We start from the raw sequence: 22,921 nt of genomic DNA on the forward strand, positions 1-22,921 counted from the left end.
TAAAGACAATCAAACCAACTCGCAATTGGGACAGAAATGAACAATTCGCTATGATTCGTTTTGCTTTCAAAATACCATTATTTACGAATTAATATTCTAAGAATATTTTTTGCAATTCATCTAGTTTTCTTTGTTTCAATAAAGCTACAGTAAGTAGAATTCTTGATTTTTGCGGATTTAGTCCATAAGAAGCAATAAGTCCTAATTCGTCATCATTACATTCTACGTTACGCCCTACAATACCAGTAGCAACACGTGTGCTTCGAACAACGATAATGCCTTTTTTACTCGCTCTTGCGCAGGCATCAAGAGAAGCTTTATTCATGTTTCCGTTACCAACGCCCGCAATTACAATTCCTTTTGCGCCTTTTTCAATTGAGGCATCTATTAAATCTGGTTTCATATCGGCATCGGCATAAATAATATCAACACGAGGAAAAGTCGTAACTCCCTTCACATCAAATTCAGAACTTTTTCCGAATTTTTGATCAGGATAATGATAAAAATCGTTTACACCGTAAGAAGTAGTTCCGATAAGTCCGCGTATAGGAGACATAAAAGTCTGAACAGCAGTTGTACTAACTTTGGTTAAAGATTGTGCCGAATGTATCCAGTCGTTCATTACCAAAAGTACGCCGTGAGCTTTAGCTTTAGGATCTGCAGCCACAGCAATAGCATTATAAAGATTTAAAGGCCCGTCGGCACTAATTGCAGTCGATGGTCGCATCGATCCTACAAGTACAACAGGTTTTTCTGTTTTTACCACCAGATTCAGAAAATAAGCCGTTTCTTCCATAGTATCCGTTCCGTGTGTGATCACAAAACCGTCAACATCTTTACTGCCTGCCAATTCATTAATTCTGTTGGCTACTTTCAGCATGATTTCAAATGACATATCCTGAGATCCAACATTCGAAATTTGTTCCCCTTTAATATCTGCCAACTTCATCGCATCTGGTACTGCATTTACCATCGCATCGATGGTTACCTGTCCGGAAGTATAACCCGATTGGACACCACTTGCAGCAGATCCTGCAATGGTACCTCCGGTTGCCAGGATTAAAACTTTAGGTTTCGTTTGAGCAATTATACCTGTACTTAATGATAATAAGATAATAAGAAACAGTTTTTTATAAGATATTGTATATACTTTCATAATATAGATTTTTTAGTTGATGGTTATTTTTGTCCTGTTAAACTGGCTGGATCAAGCAATTTTTTAATTTGATCTTCTGTAAGCAATTTCTTTTCGCGAATAAGTTCCAGAATTCCTTTGTTGGTTTGCAGAGCTTCTTTGGCCAGCTCAGTAGTTTTTTCGTAACCCAAAACCGGATTAAGAGCAGTCACAATACCTACGCTTCTTTCCATATAATGGTCTTGCACTGATTTATTTGCTGTAATACCTTCAATGCAATTTTTTCTGAATAAAGGAAATGTTTTAAAAAACAATCCTTGTGATTCCATCATGGCAATAGCTTCAACTGGCTCAAAAGCATTCAATTGCAGTAAACCGGAATGCGCAGCAAGCGTAACAGTCAGGTCATTTCCTATTACTTTGAAGCAAACTTCATTCATTAACTCCGGCATTACAGGATTTACTTTACCCGGCATAATCGAAGATCCCGGTTGAAGTGCGGGTAAATTGATTTCAAATATACCAGCGCGTGGTCCTGAGGCCAGAAAGATAAGGTCACTACTTATTTTTGACATGGCAATAGCCATACTTTTAAGTGCCGAAGAATAAATCACAAATCCCTGTTGACTAGAAGTGGCAGCAATAAGATCTTTACTCATCACTATAGGTTTTCCTGTAATTTTTGCCAGTTCAGTTGCTACTTTTTCAGCATAACCTGGCGAAGCTGTAATTCCGGTTCCTATTGCTGTCGCTCCCATATTTTGTTCGCATAAAAACACTTCTACTTTTCGTAAAGTGGCAATCTCTGCGTCAAGCTGATTTCCAAAAGCATGAAATTCCTGTCCCATTGTCATTGGTACGGCATCCTGTCCTTCAGTGCGACCCATTTTTAGAATGTCTTTAAACTCGTCTCCTTTTTTATGGAATGCTTTGGCAAGCAAATCGGCTTCTTTTATCAGTTTATCATTATGAAGTAATAAAGCGACTTTAATCGCTGTCGGATAAACATCATTTGTAGATTGTCCCATATTTAGATCGTCGTGCGGTTCTAAATATTGGTACTCCCCTTTTTTGTGGCCGCTCATTTCTAAACCGATGTTAGCAAGAACTTCATTGACATTCATATTGGCAGAAGTACCTGCACCACCCTGATACAAATCTACCAGAAACTGATCGTGGTATTTTCCGTCCATAACAGCCTGACAAGCCTTTTCTATCGCCGCCAGCCTTTCTTTTTTAAGTCGGCCATCAGCGGCATTGGCACGTGCTGCGGCTAATTTTACCATAGCAAAAGCTTTTACATAATCGGGATAAAATTGTGTTGTCATTCCGCTAATCTGAAAATTTTCAAGGGCACGGGCGGTCTGAACTCCGTAGTAAGCATTGTTCGGAATTTGCTTCTCACCCAAAAGATCTTTTTCAGTTCGGGTTTGAGCACTAAGGAAGCTGATGTATAATCCAAAGAGGATTACATAATGTATTTTTTTACACATGGTGTTCTGTTTTTTAGTTTTTGGTAACTTTTAGAGAGATATTTGTTTTTAGTTTTTTCTGTAGAATGCTTGCGAGAAGTTATACTTAAATGAGAATTGTACTTTTGATATAGAAGTACTCCATCCGTCGCTAAAATTTTCACGATCCCCCCATTGAAATTCAGCTCCCACCAGGCAATTTTTTGCTGGAGAATACAATATATTTCCTATTACATATTGTCCTTTTTTGAAAGCGTCAGGAGTTTGTCCGTCAGAATTATCAATGTCAATCATAGAATAACCAATTGAGCTGGTGAATTTTTCACTCCAAGAATGATCAAGGAAAGCAACTACTCCAACCAACGGAAGTGCCACACCTTTTACCGGCGTTACAGGATTTCCCGGATTATTTTCAATACCAATATCAACTGGTGCATCATTCATGTAGTTCTGAATTCCTTCACCATACACAACCTGACCTTTGAAAACGGTACTTTGTCCAAGTTTTACATTGGTACTCAGATTCAATCCCCAGCCAACAGCATCTCCGGATAAATCAAACTGATCGTTATTTTGGTCTTTCCATTCAATCTTTCTCACAATACCGGCTAACTCCAGATATCCCCAGTCAAATCCATGGTGATATTCTGCTGAAAGATCCGGCAGTGGAAACCTTCCTTTAACGCCCTGAAGTTCTATACGGTTTTCATATATCCCCTGATCAGCACTTGCTCCCGGTCGCTCCAATGCTATAGTCAAACGGGTATCGCCCTGAATAGGCATATAGCGTATTTGTATGTTTCTGAAGAATACCATTCCCGTTGGTCCCCAATATTCTAATGTGTTCGGAAAAACATCAATATCCATAAAAGGGCTCCAGGTCTGACCGGCTCCAAATTTTCCTAACTCCGCGTAAGCATGTCGTAAACGAAAAGTAGTCTGACCTGCATCAACACCTGTACCATACAACTCAAATTCAAATTGTGTTTTCAATTCTCCAATTCCGGTATCAAAATAATTTTTGATACCAAATCTGGTCTGACGTACAGAGGCATAATAACTCCCATCCGGTCCATATTCGTTTTCATAGGATGGCAATTTAGTAGGTCGAACGGCATCATACCAGTCTGGTTGAATCTGATTAAAATTATAACCAATATCGGTCATGATAAACCCATAAATTTCCATACTCTTGTTACCCTCATCCTCCTGCGCATGCATAAGGTTTGCCGTCAGAAAACAAATTATAATGGCCAGATCTCTAATCCTTGCCATTTGTAAAAACATTTTTTTCATATTGGTTATGGTTTAAAATTGTTTGATTGCTAGTATTGCCGAACCACTAACTGTAAGGGTTTTATAATTAGTGGAGAAAATTTATTCCATGTTTTTTATTATATAGTGTATTATATCGTCCTCGAGTTCTTTTGTCAAATTTTCATACTCTACCTTCCTCTGAAAATTATCCTGCAGTATTTGTGTATATTTTTCAACATTGATTTTACTGCAGCAGTAATCATCGCACATGCTTTTGAAATCATCATCAACCAGGTACAATACCTTGATAGATTCTTGAAAACTGGAAAGCTTTTCGCTATATAATTTCTCCGGAATTGCCATTTTATCTTTCATTAAACACTGATATTCAATCAAATATAAAAAAGTAGATAATCGAAAAACAGTTAAAAACCGTTAAATTTAACCGTTAAATGCAGGAAAAACCTTATTTTTTGGTAAATTTTCTTACAAAAAACCAAATTTTATCATAAAATGAAAATATTTTTTTTAACTTTAGTCATACCAAATTTTCACCTTATTATTCTCATTTAATGAAACTTACATGGAGAATTTAAAAAAGAATACGCATGAAGATATTTTTACCGAACTAGAATCTGTTTTAAACTTTCACTCATTAAAAAACTCTCCTATCTTAAGTAAATTTTTGAGATATATCGTGGAGGAAACAGTTAATGAGAACCAACACTTTATCAAAGAATATTCTATTGCTATAAATGTGCTTAACAGATCAGCTGATTTTAATTCTAACGATGATGCCGTTGTACGTATTCATGCGGGTAGATTAAGGAGAATTTTGAACGAATATTATTTGACCATTGGCCAAAACAATTCGTTAATAATAGACATTCCGAAAGGCTGTTATATTCCAAAATTTATTCGAAAGAACAATGATCGAGAGGAAAATGCGCTCCCCATTGTGCTTCCCCATAACAACACAAATCCAATCATTGCCATATTCCCATTTAAATCAATCACTACTGATCAAAATTTAGATCTTTTTTCGCTAATGCTTTGCGAAGAGTTAAGCGCACAACTTTCATTATTTGATGATCTTTCTGTTGTAGGAAATTTTTCTTCAGAGATGATTTCAAAAATTAATCAAAATATTATGGAGGCAGCTAAGTCAATAGGTGCCGATTTTATTATTACCGGAAATATTCAATGCAATGATAAAACAATACAAATAAGAGTTAATCTTTTAAACTCAAAGACCGGAGAATTCGTAATGACGAAATCTTTCGATCATATTAATATAAAAGACATTCATCATATTCAAAATGAAATCACCCACAGTATTGTTAGTGAAATAGGCGGATATTATGGAATTATTTTTAAAGAAATCATTAAAACTTCTCCTTCCAGAATTACAGACAATCTGAGTATTTGGAAAGGAATTTACAGTTATTATAAATATCAATGTGACTGTACCTTTGAGAATTACTGGTCGGCTTTCAGAAATTTGGCTGAGGCAACAAAATTACATCCCAATCACGCAACAACCTGGGCGATGTTAGGCGAATTTCATCTTTACGGAGTTGTATTTGCTATTGACAATGATGAAAATACTATTGAGGAAGCTTATCGATGTGTAATGAAATCTTTAAAAATAGATCCGCATTGCCAACAGGCATGGCATAGCTTGACTGCGATTAATTTATTTAAAAAAGATCCAGACGCCTGTCTCTATTCTGCTGAACAATGCATTAAAATAAATCCTAATGCGTCGGGTCGCATTTCCGGAGTTGGGTGTATACTTATTTTTGCAGGATATTTTGATAAAGGCTTTCCTATTATGCAAAATGCCATTCAAAAAAATCCATATTCTCCATGGTGGATTAATATTGGTTATTGCTGCTATTATTTATCCAAAAAAGAATATAAAAACGCTTTTTTATGGGCTGAAAAAATGGATTCTGAAGAAACGTTTTTGGATCCACTGCTTAAATGTGCTACACTATCTTTGATCAATGAAGACATTAAAGCAAAAAAATATCTTTCTAAACTTTTAGTTTTAATGCCTGAAGCGCCAAACAAAATCCATCAAATACTTTCAAGCCTGATTCTTTCTGAAGATTTAGTAACAGAAATAATTGAAGCAGTAGGAAGAATTGAATTAATTCAAAATACTTAATTTTTTCAAAATTGAAAATCAACAAGTTGCACTGTAATTAAAAACAATCATTTTTATTTCAAAATATAGTTTCAAAAAATAAATGCCATGCAGAAATTAACCAAAGAAGATATTTCACAAGAAGTATTTGACCTCTATGATGATTATGCTCATAATAAAATTGAGCGCAGACAATTCATCGAAAAACTATCCATTTTCGCCGTAGGAACTCTTACACTTCCATCTCTTTTAAGTTTTATGATGCCTAATTATGAGGACAGCATCTTAATCAAACCGGGAGATCCACGAATAAAATCAGACTATATCACTTATCAATCTCCTAAAGGTGGCGGATCTATTAAAGGTCTTTTATCGCAATCTGTTGCAACCAAGAAAAAATTACCCGGAATTATTGTCGTTCATGAAAACCGTGGCCTTAATCCCTACATTGAAGATGTAGGCCGAAGAGCCGCTGTTGAAGGTTTTATTACACTTGCTCCAGATGCTTTAACACCATTAGGAGGTTATCCCGGAAATGACGATGCGGGACGCGAACTACAAAAAAAACGTACCCGCGAAGAAATGCTCGAAGATTTTATTGCCGCTTATGAATATTTAAAAGCCCACAAAGATTGTAACGGTTATGTAGGTGTTGTCGGATTTTGTTTTGGTGGATGGATTTCTAATATGATGGCCGTAAAAATACCAACCTTGTCTGCCGCTGTTCCTTACTATGGTGGGCAGCCTACCAAAGAAGAAGCCGAAAAAATAACAACTCCGTTACTCCTGCATTACGCCGGTCTGGACACACGCGTAAATGAAGGCTGGCCAGCTTTTGAAGAAGTACTTAAAAAAAACAAAGTTGAAAACACCGCTTATTTCTATCCGGGAGTTAATCACGGCTTTCATAATAATACAACCCCAAGATATGATGAAGCTGCAGCAACTTTATCCTGGACAAGGACTATTGATTTTTTTAAATTGAAATTGAAAAAGAAATAATTTATGGAGTTGATTTTAAAGGTGATAGTCTTAAAGGGATCTTTTTTTAATCAAAAATAATAACACTATTTTAATGCTATTTTTTTTACAAGTCGTTCTTTTTTTTATTATTTTAGTACGGCTTTATCAATACTGATAAACAATCTGTTACATTCCTTTTCCCTTTCTTAATTACTAATTTAGGATCAATAATAGAAGCTAAAATTTTTTATTTATGAACTGTATCCGTACAATTTTAATAGTATTTGCCGGTTTTACTTTTTTACTGTTTCCACTTACCATACACGCCCAAACTACGGAAGCTACCACAGCCGAAAGTGGTGTAAAATATCCTCAATTTCAATTTAGAGGACTTTTTCAGGGAAGGTTTCTGGCAGCAATGACAGATAATGTTGATGTGCTCGGCGTTCAGCATACCACTGGAGAAGTTACTCAAACGTCATTTGATATCAAAAGAATGCGTGTTGGTCTTACCACTAAAATTAGTCCGGAAACGGAAGTCGTAATTCTGGTAAACTTAGCCGATTTTAAATCGGATACAAAAGGGAAAGTTTTAGAGAATGCTTACGCAAAATATACATTTAATAAATATGCAGCATTAGTTGGTGGGCAGTTTAGAGCCCCATTTGGTATAGAAGATCAGGTTTCAGTGGATATCATAAAATCTTTTGATTTCTCTAACCAATATTATGAATTCGGAAAAAATGGCTGGACTAGTTTTCAAATTGGAGCTTCTGTTCTCGGATCAGTTGATATTGGAAAAGTTCCTGCAAATTATGCCTTTACTATCGTCAATGGAAATGGAAAGAATCAGGAAAAAGATAAGGATAACGGAAAACAATATTTTTCAAGATGGGTTTTCGGTTTATCAAAAAAGAACAACATAAATTTGGGTTTAAACGGAGGAACCGGAAGAGTTTCTACCCAGGAAGTTTTTGCTATTGGTGCAGATATTACAAGCAATTTTAAACTTGCTGATAAACTTCATTTAGAGCTGCAAGCTGAATATAAACAAGGAACAAACCATAATTTATATTTTTCATTACCCGTTGAAGGCAGAACGGCAAGTGTTGCAGATTATCAAATGAGAGGTTTTTATTTTTTGCCTAATTTAAGATATTCAATAGCGTACAACAGATTATCCTCCATAGAAGTTTCCTGCCGATATGAAACTTTTAATTCCAGTTATAAAATCAACTCAAACGTAAGACAAACGTATACGCCAATGATCAGCCTTGAATTTGGTAAAGCCTACACCGGCCGCATCGAGTTAGGATTCACACTTGATAATTATGAAAAAGACATTCCGGATACGTCGGTATATAGCAGTAATTTATTTTTAATTCAGCTGCAATGCCGCCTTTAGTTTAATTTAATTCTCGTTCATTATGAAAGAAGTAAAAATTACCCAAACCATTATCACATTTGCCGTTGGCCTTATTATTTGGTTCATTCCGGCTCCACAGGGCGTTGTAATTGAAGCCTGGCATTTATTTGCCATTTTTGTGGCTACTATTCTCGGAATCATTCTCAAAGCAGCTCCAATGGGAACCATGTGTATGATTGCGATTGCATTGACTGCCTTTACACAAGTTCTTGCTCCAGGCGAAGCAGGAAAATCGATCACACTGGCTTTAAAGGGGTTTGGAGATAAGGTTATCTGGTTAATTGGAATTTCATTCTTTATTGCGAGAGGTTTTATTAAGACTGGTCTGGGAAACAGAATTGCTTTTCTATTCATCAGAGTATTCGGTAAAAGTTCACTGGGATTAGCTTATGGATTAGGACTTGCAGATGTTGTTCTCGCACCAGCCGTACCAAGTAATACGGCACGAGGCGGCGGAATTATTTATCCTATCATGAAATCAATGTCTATGAGTTTTGGTTCCATGCCGGATCAGCCGGAAACACATAGAAAATTAGGTGCGTTTTTAACATTGAACAGTTACAACATGAACCTGATTGCTTCTTCCATGTTTTTAACAGGAACAGCCAGTAATCCGATGTGTCAAAAATTTGCGCTTAATCTTGGAATCAAAATTTCTTGGATGTCGTGGGCAATCGCAGCAATTGTTCCCGGAATCGTTTCCTTTTTTGTCATTCCATTTGTTTTGTACAAAATCTATCCACCTGAACTTAAAAGTACCGGAGACGCCCCACAAATCGCCAGTCAGAAACTAAAAGAAATGGGACCCATTTCCCGAAATGAATGGTTAATGTTATTAACGTTTTTCATCTTATTATTTCTTTGGATCACAGGTGATTTATTTTCTATCGATGCTACAACAACAGCTTTTATTGGTCTGGTTGTATTGTTACTAACTTCTGTATTAACCTGGGAAGATATTAAGGCCGAAAAAGGCGCCTGGGATACGATTGTCTGGTTTTCTGTTTTGGTAATGATGGCAAGCTCGCTCAACGAATTAGGTTTTATTGGCTGGTTTAGCGATCAGGTAAAAGCGGAGATTGGTGGTTTAAGCTGGCAAATGGCTTTTCCAATTATTATTTTAGTGTACTTCTTTAGTCATTATCTTTTTGCCAGCGCAACAGCACACGTGGCTGCGATGTATGCTGCATTACTAGGCGTTGGTATTTCTATCGGAATTCCGGGTTTACTGCTTGCTTTCATGCTTGGATTTGTAGGCTCTTTATACGGAACTTTAACACATTACGGTCACGGACCCGCACCTGTTTTCTTTGGTAGCGGTTATGTCGACTTAAAAAGCTGGTGGGTTAAAGGTTTAATAACCGGACTTGTCATGTTGCTTATTTACATGGTAATTGGCGGATTGTGGATGAGAGTTATTGGATATTTTTAAAAGTAAATAAAAGACAATTAGATTTAAAATCAGCAATTCAAAAGTACGGTCATGCCATAAAACATATTTATTATGCTACAAGCTTTTATCACAGGTTTATTAGCAACTTCATCTCTAATTATTGGCGGCATACTGGCAATTCGGTATTCGCTAAGTAATCGAGCCATTGGTATCATTATGGGATTTGGTGCCGGAACATTAATTTCGGCCATATCATATGAGTTAATCTTTGAAGCAGTAAAACTTGGGAGAGGCACTATGTATCCAGCTTTTGGTTTTTTTGCAGGCGCATCCATATTTTATTTTTCAGACAAGCTTATTGCCAATTTTGGGACCAATAATCCAATGAAGTTAGGGCAAAGTAAAAACTCCAATTTAATAATCCCGATGGTCTTGGCGATTATCCTGGATGGAGTTCCAGAATCCATCATTATCGGCTTAGGACTCTTTGAAGGAGTTTCAGGAAATCTTACGATGTTAGTAGCGGTTTTCATTTCTAATTTACCGGAAGCTATCGCAGGATCTTCCGGAATGAAATCGAGTGGCTGGAGTAATAAAAAAATCATATTGCTCTGGATCTGTATTGCATTGCTATGCGCACTGGCAACACTTGCTGGTTTCTCGGTTTTTAGCAGTGCCTCGCAGGAATGGCTTTCGTTTATTCAGGCTTTTGCCGGTGGAGCAATTTTAATGATGCTCGCAAACTCTATGATTCCCGAAGCTTATGAACATGGAGGAAAACTGGCAGGAGTTTTTACTGTATTTGGATTCTTTTTCTCTGTATGTCTGGTTGTTTTTGAAAATTTCCATTAAAAAATAGAATCATTTTTACCTCTTATGATTTGAGTCATAAAAAGTAGCCTTACGTGATAATTAGATTTGTCCTTATAAATGTTCGACAGACAGCATTTATTTAAAATAAATTCTAAATATCACAAAATGAATTCAAATCAAAAAGAACTGATCAAAGCTACAATTCCAATATTAAGAGCAAGTGGCGAAGACCTTACCAATTATTTTTATGCCAGAATGTTTAGAGAGCATCCTGAATTGCGAAATATGTTCAATATGGGAAATCAGGCAAACGGAAGACAAAAATCTGCTTTAGCCAATGCCGTTTTGGCTTACGCCGAAAATATTGAAGACCCAAGTGTTTTAATCGGCGTTCTGAAAGGAATAGGAACCAAACACAGAAGCTTAAATATTCAACCAGAACAATATAAAATTGTCGGAACACAATTAATAGCTTCAATCGCCGAAGTTGTCGGAGAAGCTGCGACACCCGAAATATTAGAAGCCTGGACAGTTGCTTTTTATCAGTTGGCAAAAATTATGATCGATCTTGAGAAAGGCTTATACGAAGAAAATGCCGCCAAACCCGGAAGCTGGAACGGCTGGAGAAAATTTGTCATTAAAAAGATTGTTGAAGAATCAACAGAAATCAAATCGTTTTATCTGTATCCTGAAGACGGAAAAGAAATTGCCAACTTTCATGCAGGACAATTTATCAGCGTTCAGGTTTTTGTTCCGGAATTAGGTCTTTTACAACCAAGACAATATAGTTTATCGAGTGCTTTCAATCCCGAATATTACCGAATTTCAGTAAAAAAAGAAAGTGGAATTGCACCAAATCCATCCGGTCTGGTTTCCCAAACTTTACATTCAAAACGAGAAGGCGACGTGATTTCTATTTCGGCTCCAGCCGGATTATTTCATTTAGAAAAGGACTCTAAAAGTCCTTTGGTTTTAATCAGCGGAGGTGTTGGGCTTACGCCGATGTTAAGCATGTTGGAAACCAATTTAAATGCGCTTCAAAATAAAAAAACAGTCTGGATTCACGGCTGCCGAAATGAGTCGGTTCATGCTTTTAAAGAACAAATTTCGGCTTTAAAAGAAGAAGCAGAATGGCTTGCAACCTTTACTTTTTATGATTCGGCACCAAATGATGAAGCTTTTTCAAATGAAATAATTGAAGGTCGCGTTGATCTTCATAAATGTAAAGAAGCTATTTTATTGGAAGAAGCAAAATTTTACATCTGTGGTCCTGAAATGTTTATTAAAACGCAATACGAAGCGTTAATCAATTTGAATATCAATCAGGAAAATATATTTTATGAAGAATTTGGCCCTCAATTGATTAATCTGAACTAAAGTGAAATTCATTTCTTTTTACAGGAAAAAAAAGTCAAACCCATTCTTAAAAAATTGCATAACAACATTTTTTATCACGTTCACATTGGCTTGTATCAATTGTGCGGACAAATCAAATTTTTTATTTTTTTGGATGCGTTCCTGGATCGTGGCTTGTTTGATTTCAAACTTTTTTTCCTTTCTGTTATCTTCTAAAAGATAAATCCCTAAAAACCTCCAATCAATTGATTGAGAGGTTTTTATTTTTTGAATATTTATTACACTTTAAAAGTACTTTACAGACAAATAAAAAAGTAAAATCAAAAAAAAGATTGTGAATTTCTAGTTTAAATCGTTAAATTTATTGCGATATTGTTGATTCCTAAGATTGTAATTAGTGCTATCTTAGCAGAAACAAAATATTGAAAACCTTATCTAACTTAAACAGGATGAGAACATTCAACAAAAAAACATTTTAACCCAGATTATATCCTACAATACAATGAATAAACAGCATTACAATCTTTTACTAGCGGACGATGATGAAGACGATTGCGCTTTTTTTAAAGAAGCCCTTGATGAACTGTCGCTTCCGGTATCACTTGCTGTTGTTAATGATGGCGTTCAGCTTATGGATTATTTAGCTGCCAATTCTTCTGATAATTTACCGGATATGTTATTTCTTGACCTTAATATGCCTCGTAAAAATGGGCATGAATGCTTAAAAGAAATAAAAGAAATTGCCGACCTCCATTCGCTGCCGGTGATTATTTTCTCAACATCACTGGATACAGAAATTGTTGATTTGATGTACAAAAAAGGCGCTACTTACTATATCCGGAAACCCGGTGAATTCTCTATGTTAAAAAAAGTTATCGGCAACGCCCTGAATGTAGTTTCTGAAAATAAATTAAAACAACCTGTACGAGAGCATTTTGTTCTTCAACCTTAAATAGTTTTGAGAATGAACCGTACAAACGAGGAACATTATTTTCTAGCCGGTGGTGGCGAAATGGGCGAATTGATTCGTGCCAAAGACTGGAGTAAAACATCATTAGGCGATCCTTCAACCTGGCCTCAGAGTCTTTGTACAATGGTGGCGGTTATGCTTGAAAACCCTTTTGGAATGTATATTGCCTGGGGTGACGATTATACGCAATTGTATAACGATGGATATCGTCCTATTTTAGGTTCAACCAAACATCCAGATGCTCTGGGGATTGGCACAAGACAAACATTCTCTGAAATCTGGGACATTATAGGACCTATGTTTGATGGCGTAATGGAGGGTAGACCTATTGGCTTTCCAGATTTTATGCTGCCTTTAAATAGAAATGGTTTTGTAGAAGAATGCTACTTCGATTTTTCATACAGCCCAATTAGAAAAGAAGATGGTACCGTTGGAGGTGTCCTTGTTACTGTCATTGAAACAACAGAAAAGAAACGGGCTACTGATGCATTAAAAGAAAGCAATTCCCGTTTTTTAAATAATATTATGCAGGCTCCCGTTGCAATGTGTGTTGTTAGAGGAAAAGACCATATTGTAGAAATTGCAAATGAAAAAATGATTCAATTGTGGGGAACAACTGCAGAAAAAGTATTAAATAAACCTATTTTTGAAGGCTTGCCAGAAGCAAAAGATCAGGGTTTAGAAAACTTAATCAATACCGTTTATAAAACGGGGGAAAAATTTATTGCAAATGAACGTCCGGTTCAATTGCCACGTAACGGAAAAATTGAAACTTTTTATCTGAATTTTGTTTATGATGCTCTTAAAGAAAGTGACGGCACTATCTCTGGAGTTGTAGCAATTGCTATTGATGTAACAGCACAGGTTCTAGCCAGAGAAAGAATTCACGAAGGAGAACAAAAAGCAAGACAGCTTGTAGAAAATGCCCCTTTCCCTATTGGTGTGTATGTGGGTAAAGAAAAACGAATTGAACTTGCTAACCAATCGATTATGGACGTTTGGGGAAAAGGAAATGATGTCGTTGGAAAATTATACACCGAAATTTTACCGGAACTTGACAATCAATTGGTTTTTGATCAGATTACTCGTGTTTTTGAAACTGGTGAATCTTTCCACTCCAAAAACACCCGTATTGATCTGACTATAAATGGCATATTAGAAACTTTTTATTTTGATTATAGTTTTACACCATTATACGATATAAATGGGAACATTTATGGCGTAATGAATACGGCAGCCGAAACAACTGACCTTAATCTCGCAAAGCAAAGAATAGAAGAAAACGAGAATAATTTGCGGAGCATGGTTTTGGAAGCTCCAATTGGCATCTGTGTTTTAGATGCTAAGACTTTGATAAGCGAAATCGTAAACGAAAGCTTTATTGAAGTCGCAGGAAAATCATACGATCAAATTGCAGGAAAACACTATTGGGATTCCTTTGCCGAAGTTAAACCTTACTACGAAGAAGCATTACAAAAAGTTATAAATGAAGGTCTGCCCTTTCATGCAAATGAAGTAGAAATGATGCTTGTGCGTCATGGTAAAGAAGAAATTGTATATGTGACTTTTGTATATGCACCTCTTAAAAATATAGAAGGAAAAGTTACCAAAGTCGCTATCTGGGTTCTGGACAATACACCTCAGGTAAAAGCAAGACAAGAAATTGAAAAAGCAGATAAACGATTTCGTAATACTGTAAAACAGGCTCCGATTGGAATCACTATTTTACGTGGTTCTGACTATATGGTTGAAATGGCAAATGAAGCTTACTTAAAACTAGTTGACAGAGAAGAGCATACTTTTGTTGGAAAGCCATTATTTAAATCTTTACCAGAAGTCGAAAGTAGTGTAAATTCTTTATTACATGATGTTTTAACTACCGGAATTCCTTTTCACGGGTATGAAGTTCCTATTCCTTTAAATCGCTATGGAAAACTGGAAATTTCATATTTCGACTTTTTATATTCTCCTTTAAAAGAAGAAGACGGGACTATTTCAGGTATTATCGTAACGGTTACAGAAGTCAGCGAAAAAGTAGAAGCCCGAAAAGAAATAGAACAAAACGAAGAAAGGCTAAAAATTATTGTAGAAGCAAGTGAATTAGGCACCTGGGAATTGAATGTGAAAACCAGAGAACCAATTTATTCTTATAGATATCTTGAAATTGTTGGTGGTTACAAAGAGAATCTAAAATTAACCCATGATCAATTGCTTAAACATCTTCATCCTGATGATATGCACATTCGCAATAAAGCTTTTAAAGAAGCGCTTGCTTCTGGATATCTTCATTATGAAGCACGAACAATATGGATTGATGGTTCAATTCACTGGATTGAAGGAAAAGGAAAACTTTTCTACGATGAAGATAATAACCCAGAAAAGTTAATTGGAACCATCCGGGATATTACGGATGAAAAAAACCATCAACACGAACTCGAAGAAAGCGAGAAAAGATTTCGCTCTTTGACCGAAAGTATTCCGCAATTAATTTGGGAAACGGATGAAAAAGGAAATGCTTTATTTGCTTCCGGAAAATGGTTTGAATACACCGGAACCCATCCCGCTGGCGAAGCCGAATGGAGAGCAATGATTCATCCTGATGATTTTGAAGAAAATACCAGAATTTGGAGCCATAGTTTGGCCACCGGAGAAGTCTATCGTTGTGATGTTCGCGTTAGAAGGAAAGATGGCAATTACAGATGGCACGCCGTAATTGGTGAACCGGTTTTAGATATTGATGGTAAAATTCTAAAATGGGTGGGTGCCTTCACCGATATTCATACTGAAAAAGCCTTTACGCATGAGCTAGAACAGCAAGTAGCTGCGAGAACCAGAGAGTTGAATTTAATGAACGAATCACTTCAAAAAAGTGAAGAACGTTATCATTTAATGGTGGAAGAGGTACAGGATTACGCCATCTTATACCTTGATCATCAAGGAACTGTAGAAAATTGGAATTTAGGAGCTCAAAAGATCAAAGGATATAAAGCTGAAGAAATTATTGGGCACAATTTCTCTAAATTTTACACAGAAGAAGATATAAAGAAAAATCTTCCTCAAAAACTACTAAATGTAGCTATAGAAAAAGGAAAATCAAGTCATGAAGGATGGCGCGTTCGCAAAGATGGAACCTATTTCTGGGCGAGTTCTGTTATTACTGCGGTTCACAACAAAAAAGGTCATGTTATTGGCTTCTCAAAAGTGACACATGATCTATCTGAAAAGAAGAAAGCAGATGACAAATTAAAATTAAATGCTTTAGAACTGGAGCAAAAAAACATAGAACTCGAGAAAATGAATCAGGAGTTACAGTCTTTTGCTTATATCTCAAGTCATGATTTACAGGAACCGCTTAGAAAAATTCAAACTTTTGCTACGCTCATCCTGGAAAAAGAGTTTGAAAATTTATCTGATGCCGGAAAAGATAAGTTTCAGCGCATGCAAAATGCGGCTCAACGTATGCAAACGCTAATTAATGATTTACTCTCGTACTCCAGAACGAATATTCAGGAGCGCGTTTTTGAGAAAACAGATCTTTCTAAAATTATTGATGAAGTTAAAGACGATCTAAAGGAAGAAATTGAGCAAAAAAATGCCACAATTGAAAACTGTGAAAATTGCGAGGCCAATATTATTCCGTTTCAATTTAGACAGCTTTTGTATAATTTGGTGAGCAATTCACTTAAGTTCTCCAATCCTGAAACACCAATCGTAATAAAGATTCAAAGTAAAATTGTTAGCGGAGCACTTTTAAACAATGAAAAACTAGAAAAAGACACCCACTATTGTCATATTAAAATTTCTGACAATGGAATTGGTTTTGAGCAGCAATACAGCTCCAAGATTTTTGAAGTTTTTCAGCGTTTACATGGGAAATTAGAATATACCGGAACTGGAATTGGTCTTGCCATTGTGAAAAAAATTGTAGACAACCATAGCGGAATTATCACTGCAACCGGTGAAAAGAACAAAGGAGCTACTTTTGATATTTATCTTCCGGTTCAATAATGAATTAAATTCCAATTTTTAAATTCCAAATTCCAAAACTTAAACTTCAAGATTTAAATCAATATAAAAGCGGGAGTCTATTTTAAAACTCCCGCTTTTTTTTCTTTAATTCGATTATGATTTTACAAACTGGCTTCAAAAGGTGAAGCCGGTAAATTTTCTTTATTATATAAATTCGCCTGATCCGGATTATCTGCCCAGGCATATCGAACTTTTTTAGGATTTAAAATAGTTGTGTTCGAAATTATAATTTTATCTCCTTCAATTACTGCATTAGCCCAAACAAATTTTCCATCATTTCCGGCAATTTCAAATGCTTTAAGCGGTTTATTTTCTTTGGATATTAAACCTGTTCCAATATCTGTAAAACTTAAAATAAGTTTATTCCCTTTTTGTTCCAATGCTTTAAAAAGCGGCCCGGAGGCAACAAGATTCTTTTCTCCATAAACCATTTTTCTCGCCAATAAAGAAAGCCTTTTTCCGACATCGTATTTGTTTAAAGGATGAATGTCATTCCACTCTCCAAGATCAATAGTAACAGCCATTCCTGTATTAGGAACAGCTAAAATATTTTTTTGCTGTTGTCTCAATGCTGCCCAATTACTTTCGCCCGGCTCTGTTTTTGGTGCCATAAAATTAGTAAGCTGTACGTATAAAAACGGAAAGGAACCTTGCTTCCATTCTGCTCTCCAATTCGTGATTAAAGTTTCCATCAAAGCCGAATATTCTTCCGGTTTTTTAGTGCTCGATTCACCCTGATACCAAAGCACGCCTTTTATTCCATAATTTTTTAATGGTGCAATCATTGCATTATACAATCCGACTGGTTTCCATCTGATAAAAGTCGGTGCAGGCAATGGCAGCATTTTTACTCCTAATTTATATTTCCAGAAACCTTTCAAATCAATAACTTCATTACCAAGAATCAATTCATACGATTTATCTTCTACAAAACCACCTCTTCCCGTATTATTAATAACACGAATCGCGATTTCATTTTTACCTTCTTTTAAAAATTTAGTATCAAAAGGATAAATTCTTGGCGGATACATATACGAGGTTGTACCCACAAAATGCCCGTTTACATAAACCGAATCAGCATCAACAATTCTTCCTAAAATAAGTTTTGCGTTACTTTCTTTTAAGTTTGAAACTGTAAATTCTTTTCGGAACCAGACAACACCATTTACATTTCCTATTTCATTATCAGCCCAATATCCGGGAATATTCATGCCTTTCCAATCTGAATCTTCTAATTCAGGATTTGACCATTTATTCTTCAAACCTTCATCCTCTTTGTTAATTGTAGCATACCAGGTTGAACTGATTTTCTTATCACTTTCCTCAATTTGCGCACCTAAAGTTCCGTCTTTGAACTTTTGATATTCAGCATCATATTCCGGAAACTTTTTTACTGCATCGGCACTGATCCAGCATTCTGCAGGCGAGCCACCTAATGCGCTATTAATTAACCCGATCGGAATTTTATACTTTTGATAGATTTCATCGGCAAAAAAATAAGCAACCGCCGAGAATTTTAAAATATTTCCCTGATTTGCCGAAAGCCATTCTCCTGAAGAAAGATCTGTATTTTCTTTTGCAAATTCGTATTGATCAGGCACCAAAAACTGTCTGATGTTGGTATTATCAGCTTTTGCAATTACATCTTTGTATTTATCCTTAACCCGCTCCATTGGAAGTTCCATATTCGATTGTCCGGAACAAAGCCAGACATCACCAATCAAAATGTTTTTCAGGACAATAATATTGCTGGCTGATAAAGTCATTTCGTAAGGGCCGCCTGCCTTTTGAGACGGCAATATAACCATCCAGTTTCCATCTTTTGCAGCTGTCGTTTTGAATTTCTTTTGATTAAAATTAATTTCAATATTTTCATCTGGCGATGCCCAACCCCAAATTTTTAATGGAATATCACGTTGTAAAACCATTCCGTCGCTAATTAAACGAGGCAGTTTTATCTGAGCATGCATACCGCTGCAAAGACAAAAGGCAATAAGGATTACTATTTTTTTCATTTTTATTTTTCTTTCAGGAATCAATGAACAATTTACGGCATGAAAACTGGTTTTATACAAAAGGGACTGTAGAAAATTTGAATGACAATCGAAACAAACTATTTGTCTTTTATTTTAAAGCTGCATCTTTTTAGAATCTTCAATAAATTGATTCAAACCAATATCAGTCAAAGGATGTTTCAACAATCCTTTAATAGACGATAATGGTCCGGTCATTACATCAGATCCAACTTTAGCGCAATTCACTACGTGCATGGTATGTCTGATGGAAGCTGAAAGTATTTGTGTATTGAAAGCGTAATTATCATAGATCTCTCTGATTTCAGAAATCAAATGCATTCCGTCTGTTGAGATATCGTCTAGTCTTCCTAAAAATGGAGAAACATAAGTCGCTCCTGCCTTTGCAGCTAATAAAGCTTGTCCCGGTGAAAAAACTAAAGTCACATTTGTTCTGATTCCTTTATCCGAAAAGTATTTACACGCTTTGATTCCATCAGCAATCATTGGTAATTTCACTACAATTTGTTCGTGCAAAGCAGCAAGCTCCTCTCCTTCTCTGATCATTCCGTCAAAGTCAGTTGAAATAACTTCTGCAGAAACATCTCCATCTACAATATTACAGATTGCCAGATAATGCTTCAAAATATTTTCTTTTCCTGTAATTCCCTCTTTGGCCATTAAAGACGGATTTGTTGTAACGCCATCTAAAACACCTAGTGCCTGGGCTTCTTTAATATCTTCTAAATTTGCTGTGTCAATAAAAAATTTCATTGGTTTTGGGTTTAAGTTTATTTTTGATTAAATAATAGTATTGTATTCCAATTCATAAAAATGAATTAGAAACAGGTAATATGATTGAAATATAATTTGAAATATAAAAAAACAGTGAAAGAAATCACTGTGAAGACAATTTGAAAAACTATCTGTTTTGAATAAGAAATTAGTGAAATGGCCGTTGATCTCTTCAACATCAACGGCCATAATTACTAAATAATTCACTTCATTTTCCCTGGCAAATACACTAACCAAAATATTTTGCCAGAGACAAAAAAACTACAAAAAACAATCTTGATTTCGGTTTCACTTTAACCGAAAATTATTTTTCTGTCGTCAATCAATTAAATGTATTGATTGATGATATTTTCGAACAATTCTTGTTTACCGCTTTGTAAATTCAATTCACCATTTTCCTGGGCAATTTTATACAAATCAGTCAAACTTAATTTTCCTTCTTCAAAAGCTTTTCCGTTTCCAGAATCGAAAGAACTATAACGTTGTGTTCTTAATTTATCATAAGGAGAAGATGTGATAATTTTGTCAGCTGTCAATAAGGCTCTGGCAAAAGTATCAGCTCCACCAATGTGCGCTAAGAATACATCTTCCATATCGGTAGAGTTTCTTCTTATTTTTGCATCAAAATTAACTCCTCCACCTTGTAGTCCGCCTGCTTTTAAGAAAACCAACATTGCTTCTGTAACTTCCTGAATGTTATTTGGGAATTGATCTGTATCCCATCCATTTTGGTAATCACCTCTATTAGCATCTAAACTTCCTAACATTCCAGCTTTGGCAGCCACTTCCATTTCGTGCTGAAAAGTGTGTTGCGCTAATGTAGCGTGATTCACCTCTATGTTCATCTTGAAATCTTTCTCTAAGCCGTATTTATGCAAAAATCCAATAGCTGTAGCCGAGTCAAAATCATATTGGTGTTTCATTGGCTCCATAGGTTTTGGCTCAATGAAGAAATTCCCTTTAAATCCTTGTGCTCTTGCATAATCTCTTGCCTGAGCTAAGAATTGTCCCATGTGGTCTAATTCTCTTCCCATATCTGTGTTTAGTAAAGTCATATAACCTTCACGACCTCCCCAGAATACATAGTTCTCTCCTCCTAAAGCAATGGTAGCATCCAATGCCAGTTTTATTTGACCTCCGGCTCTTGCCAATACATTAAAATCTGGATTAGTAGCAGCACCGTTCATATATCTTGGATTAGAAAAACAGTTTGCAGTTCCCCAAAGTAATTTCACTCCGGAAGCAGCTTGTTTCTCTTTCAAATATGCTGTAATGGTAGCCAATCTGCTTTCTGATTCTGCGAAAGTAGCTCCTTCATTAACCAAGTCATAATCGTGAAAACAGTAGTAGTCAAATCCCATTTTGGTAATGAATTCAAATGCTGCATCTGCTTTTTCTTTTGCGGCAGCGATAGCATCTGTAGGCTGATCCCAAGGAAAATGTTGCGTTCCTGGTCCGAATGGATCTGAACCCTGACCACAGAAAGTATGCCAGTAAGCGATCGCAAATTTAAAGTGCTCACGCATTGTTTTTCCAGCCACAACCTGATCTGGATTATAATATTTAAATGCCAATGGATTATCAGACTCTTTGCCTTCAAATTTAATCTGGCCTATACCTTTGTAGTATTCTTTATTGCCTAAAACTATCATATCTTTTTATTTTTTGTATGTTAATATTAATTCTAATTCCTGTTTCCATTTTTGGTAAGCCTGAACGTATGGCTCTTTGTTTTGCAACGGTAAAAAAGTCATTACGTGGTCGTTTGTGGTAATACTTGAACCAAACTTTTCAAAATCACCATCGATCAAACCAACTGCTCTCGCTGCACCTACTGCTCCGGTTGTATTGTAAATTTCGATTTCATGCCCAATAAGTGTTGCCACTGTATTAGAGAAAATTTCGGAGCGGAATAAATTATCATTTCCGGCTCTGATTACTCCAATCGTCGCATTGTCATCTTTTAAACATTCCATTCCATAGACAAATGAAAAAGCGATTCCTTCTAAAGAAGCTCTAAACAAATGCGAACTGCTGTGAATATTCAAATTCAGGTTTAAAAAGTGTGTTCCGATGTTTTTATTGTTGAACATACGTTCCGCTCCATTTCCAAACGGAATAACGACAACTCCATCAGATCCGATATCAATTTTTGATGCTTTGCGGTTCATCGATTCATAGGTTTCATCACCCATATTATTGCGCAACCATCTGTACTGAATTCCGGCTCCGTTAATATTCAGTAATTTCCCAATTCTTGGTTTAGACACTTCATAATTAACGTGAACGAAGTTGTTTACTCTTGTGCTTTTATTTCCGGCTGACATTTCGCTAACGGCATAAAATACGCCAGACGTACCGCCAGTCGCTGCAACTTCACCCGGATTTAATACATTTAAAGCCAATGCATTATTAGGTTGGTCACCCGCTCTGTAGACTACTGGAATTCCTGTTGGAAGTCCTGCTTCTTTGGCTCCTTTCTCATTCAACACCCCTTGATTCGTGAAATTCTCCACAATTGTAGGTGTTAATGACTGGTCGATTCCGTAGTAATCTAACAACCAATCGGCCACTTTGTTCTCTTTATAATCCCAAAGCATTCCTTCAGAAAGTCCGTTTTTAGTGGTCGTAACATCGCCTGTTAGTTTGTAAGCGATATAATCACCCGGCAACATATATTTATAAACTTTACTGTATATTTCTGGTTCGTTTTCTTTAACCCATTTTAATTTTGAAGCGGTGAAATTCCCAGGAGAATTCAATAAATGGCTGAAACATTTTTCTGCTCCAATTTCTTCAAAAGCTTTATCACCTATCGCTACAGCTCTACTGTCGCACCAAATTATCGCATTGCGCAATGGGGTGCATGCTTCATCCACAATAACTAATCCGTGCATTTGATACGATATACCCACACCCTGAATTTTAGAGGCATCAATATTTGCTTCGCGAATCGCTCTCTTTGTCGCAACACAAATGTGCTGCCACCAGATTTCCGGATCCTGCTCTGCCCAATCAGCATGCAATGAAACGATCTCCATTTCGTTTTGCGGTTCGTGCAAAACGACTATTTTTTTGCCTGTTGCTGCTTCCACCAAGGCAACCTTGACCGAAGAACTTCCAATATCATATCCTATATAATACATAC

The 22,921-nt window shown here is 36.1% G+C and carries 16 protein-coding genes; 8 read left to right on the top strand and 8 right to left on the bottom strand.

What is annotated here, in order from left to right; translation table 11 throughout:
• Positions 1-88 precede the first annotated feature (88 nt).
• The 4 genes from BUA98_RS11915 to BUA98_RS11930 form a co-directional block, all read right to left on the bottom strand.
• Positions 89-1,156, bottom strand: a complete 1,068-nt coding sequence (locus tag BUA98_RS11915; RefSeq protein ID WP_072972759.1) for a type II asparaginase — start codon at positions 1,154-1,156, stop codon at positions 89-91.
• 23 nt (positions 1,157-1,179) lie between these two features.
• Positions 1,180-2,628, bottom strand: a complete 1,449-nt coding sequence (locus BUA98_RS11920; protein WP_072972761.1) for an aspartate ammonia-lyase — start codon at positions 2,626-2,628, stop codon at positions 1,180-1,182.
• Positions 2,629-2,676: 48 nt separating this feature from the next.
• Positions 2,677-3,882 carry a DcaP family trimeric outer membrane transporter gene (locus BUA98_RS11925; protein WP_244279197.1) on the bottom strand — a complete coding sequence of 402 codons (1,206 nt, stop codon included), beginning with the start codon at positions 3,880-3,882 and terminating at the stop codon, positions 2,677-2,679.
• Positions 3,883-3,984: 102 nt separating this feature from the next.
• Positions 3,985-4,239: a hypothetical protein gene (locus BUA98_RS11930; RefSeq protein ID WP_086065263.1), complete on the bottom strand. Its 255-nt coding sequence runs from the start codon at positions 4,237-4,239 to the stop codon at positions 3,985-3,987.
• Between the two features lie 208 nt (positions 4,240-4,447).
• Between BUA98_RS11930 and BUA98_RS11935 the strand changes: the two genes are divergently transcribed.
• The 8 genes from BUA98_RS11935 to BUA98_RS11970 all read left to right on the top strand — a co-directional run bounded on the left by BUA98_RS11935 (position 4,448) and on the right by BUA98_RS11970 (position 16,945).
• Positions 4,448-6,037, top strand: coding sequence for a tetratricopeptide repeat protein (locus BUA98_RS11935; protein ID WP_072972766.1), 1,590 nt, complete (start codon positions 4,448-4,450; stop codon positions 6,035-6,037).
• 87 nt (positions 6,038-6,124) lie between these two features.
• Positions 6,125-7,018: a dienelactone hydrolase family protein gene (locus BUA98_RS11940; protein WP_072972768.1), complete on the top strand. Its 894-nt coding sequence runs from the start codon at positions 6,125-6,127 to the stop codon at positions 7,016-7,018.
• 214 nt (positions 7,019-7,232) lie between these two features.
• Entirely contained in the window at positions 7,233-8,384 is a 1,152-nt protein-coding gene (locus BUA98_RS11945) for a porin (protein WP_072972769.1), read from the top strand.
• Between the two features lie 22 nt (positions 8,385-8,406).
• Positions 8,407-9,837 (top strand): anion permease, encoded by a 1,431-nt coding sequence (locus BUA98_RS11950; protein WP_072972771.1) that lies wholly within the window; start codon positions 8,407-8,409, stop codon positions 9,835-9,837.
• 72 nt (positions 9,838-9,909) lie between these two features.
• Positions 9,910-10,650: a ZIP family metal transporter gene (locus tag BUA98_RS22350; protein ID WP_072972772.1), complete on the top strand. Its 741-nt coding sequence runs from the start codon at positions 9,910-9,912 to the stop codon at positions 10,648-10,650.
• 126 nt (positions 10,651-10,776) lie between these two features.
• Positions 10,777-11,988, top strand: a complete 1,212-nt coding sequence (gene hmpA / locus BUA98_RS11960; protein WP_072973293.1) for an NO-inducible flavohemoprotein — start codon at positions 10,777-10,779, stop codon at positions 11,986-11,988.
• Positions 11,989-12,469: 481 nt separating this feature from the next.
• On the top strand, positions 12,470-12,919 hold the full coding sequence (locus BUA98_RS11965) for a response regulator (protein WP_072972774.1): 450 nt from the start codon (positions 12,470-12,472) through the stop codon (positions 12,917-12,919).
• 12 nt (positions 12,920-12,931) lie between these two features.
• A complete protein-coding gene (locus BUA98_RS11970) occupies positions 12,932-16,945 on the top strand; it encodes a PAS domain S-box protein (RefSeq protein WP_072972776.1) in 4,014 nt (1,337 codons plus the stop codon).
• Positions 16,946-17,067: 122 nt separating this feature from the next.
• Here BUA98_RS11970 and BUA98_RS11975 read toward each other — a convergent pair whose 3' ends face one another.
• The 4 genes from BUA98_RS11975 to BUA98_RS11990 form a co-directional block, all read right to left on the bottom strand.
• Positions 17,068-18,981: a sialate O-acetylesterase gene (locus BUA98_RS11975; protein ID WP_072973295.1), complete on the bottom strand. Its 1,914-nt coding sequence runs from the start codon at positions 18,979-18,981 to the stop codon at positions 17,068-17,070.
• 114 nt (positions 18,982-19,095) lie between these two features.
• Positions 19,096-19,752, bottom strand: coding sequence for a fructose-6-phosphate aldolase (gene fsa, locus BUA98_RS11980; RefSeq protein ID WP_072972778.1), 657 nt, complete (start codon positions 19,750-19,752; stop codon positions 19,096-19,098).
• A 347-nt stretch (positions 19,753-20,099) separates the two neighbouring features.
• A complete protein-coding gene (gene xylA / locus BUA98_RS11985) occupies positions 20,100-21,425 on the bottom strand; it encodes a xylose isomerase (protein ID WP_072972780.1) in 1,326 nt (441 codons plus the stop codon).
• A gap of 6 nt (positions 21,426-21,431) precedes the next feature.
• Positions 21,432-22,919 (bottom strand): xylulokinase, encoded by a 1,488-nt coding sequence (locus tag BUA98_RS11990; RefSeq protein WP_072972782.1) that lies wholly within the window; start codon positions 22,917-22,919, stop codon positions 21,432-21,434.
• Positions 22,920-22,921 lie beyond the last annotated feature (2 nt).

Source organism: Flavobacterium saccharophilum (genome assembly GCF_900142735.1).
Lineage (GTDB): Bacteria > Bacteroidota > Bacteroidia > Flavobacteriales > Flavobacteriaceae > Flavobacterium > Flavobacterium saccharophilum.

Coding starts and splice junctions, on each gene's coding strand:
- BUA98_RS11970 (WP_072972776.1), top strand. CDS start 12,932: ATGAACCGTACAAACGAGGAACATTATTTTCTAGCCGGTGGTGGCGAA.
- hmpA (WP_072973293.1), top strand. CDS start 10,777: ATGAATTCAAATCAAAAAGAACTGATCAAAGCTACAATTCCAATATTA.
- BUA98_RS11925 (WP_244279197.1), bottom strand. CDS start 3,882: ATGGCAAGGATTAGAGATCTGGCCATTATAATTTGTTTTCTGACGGCA.
- BUA98_RS11940 (WP_072972768.1), top strand. CDS start 6,125: ATGCAGAAATTAACCAAAGAAGATATTTCACAAGAAGTATTTGACCTC.
- xylA (WP_072972780.1), bottom strand. CDS start 21,425: ATGATAGTTTTAGGCAATAAAGAATACTACAAAGGTATAGGCCAGATT.
- BUA98_RS11990 (WP_072972782.1), bottom strand. CDS start 22,919: ATGTATTATATAGGATATGATATTGGAAGTTCTTCGGTCAAGGTTGCC.
- BUA98_RS11935 (WP_072972766.1), top strand. CDS start 4,448: ATGGAGAATTTAAAAAAGAATACGCATGAAGATATTTTTACCGAACTA.
- BUA98_RS11920 (WP_072972761.1), bottom strand. CDS start 2,628: ATGTGTAAAAAAATACATTATGTAATCCTCTTTGGATTATACATCAGC.
- BUA98_RS11950 (WP_072972771.1), top strand. CDS start 8,407: ATGAAAGAAGTAAAAATTACCCAAACCATTATCACATTTGCCGTTGGC.
- BUA98_RS11945 (WP_072972769.1), top strand. CDS start 7,233: ATGAACTGTATCCGTACAATTTTAATAGTATTTGCCGGTTTTACTTTT.
- BUA98_RS11975 (WP_072973295.1), bottom strand. CDS start 18,981: ATGAAAAAAATAGTAATCCTTATTGCCTTTTGTCTTTGCAGCGGTATG.
- BUA98_RS11915 (WP_072972759.1), bottom strand. CDS start 1,156: ATGAAAGTATATACAATATCTTATAAAAAACTGTTTCTTATTATCTTA.
- fsa (WP_072972778.1), bottom strand. CDS start 19,752: ATGAAATTTTTTATTGACACAGCAAATTTAGAAGATATTAAAGAAGCC.
- BUA98_RS11965 (WP_072972774.1), top strand. CDS start 12,470: ATGAATAAACAGCATTACAATCTTTTACTAGCGGACGATGATGAAGAC.
- BUA98_RS11930 (WP_086065263.1), bottom strand. CDS start 4,239: ATGAAAGATAAAATGGCAATTCCGGAGAAATTATATAGCGAAAAGCTT.
- BUA98_RS22350 (WP_072972772.1), top strand. CDS start 9,910: ATGCTACAAGCTTTTATCACAGGTTTATTAGCAACTTCATCTCTAATT.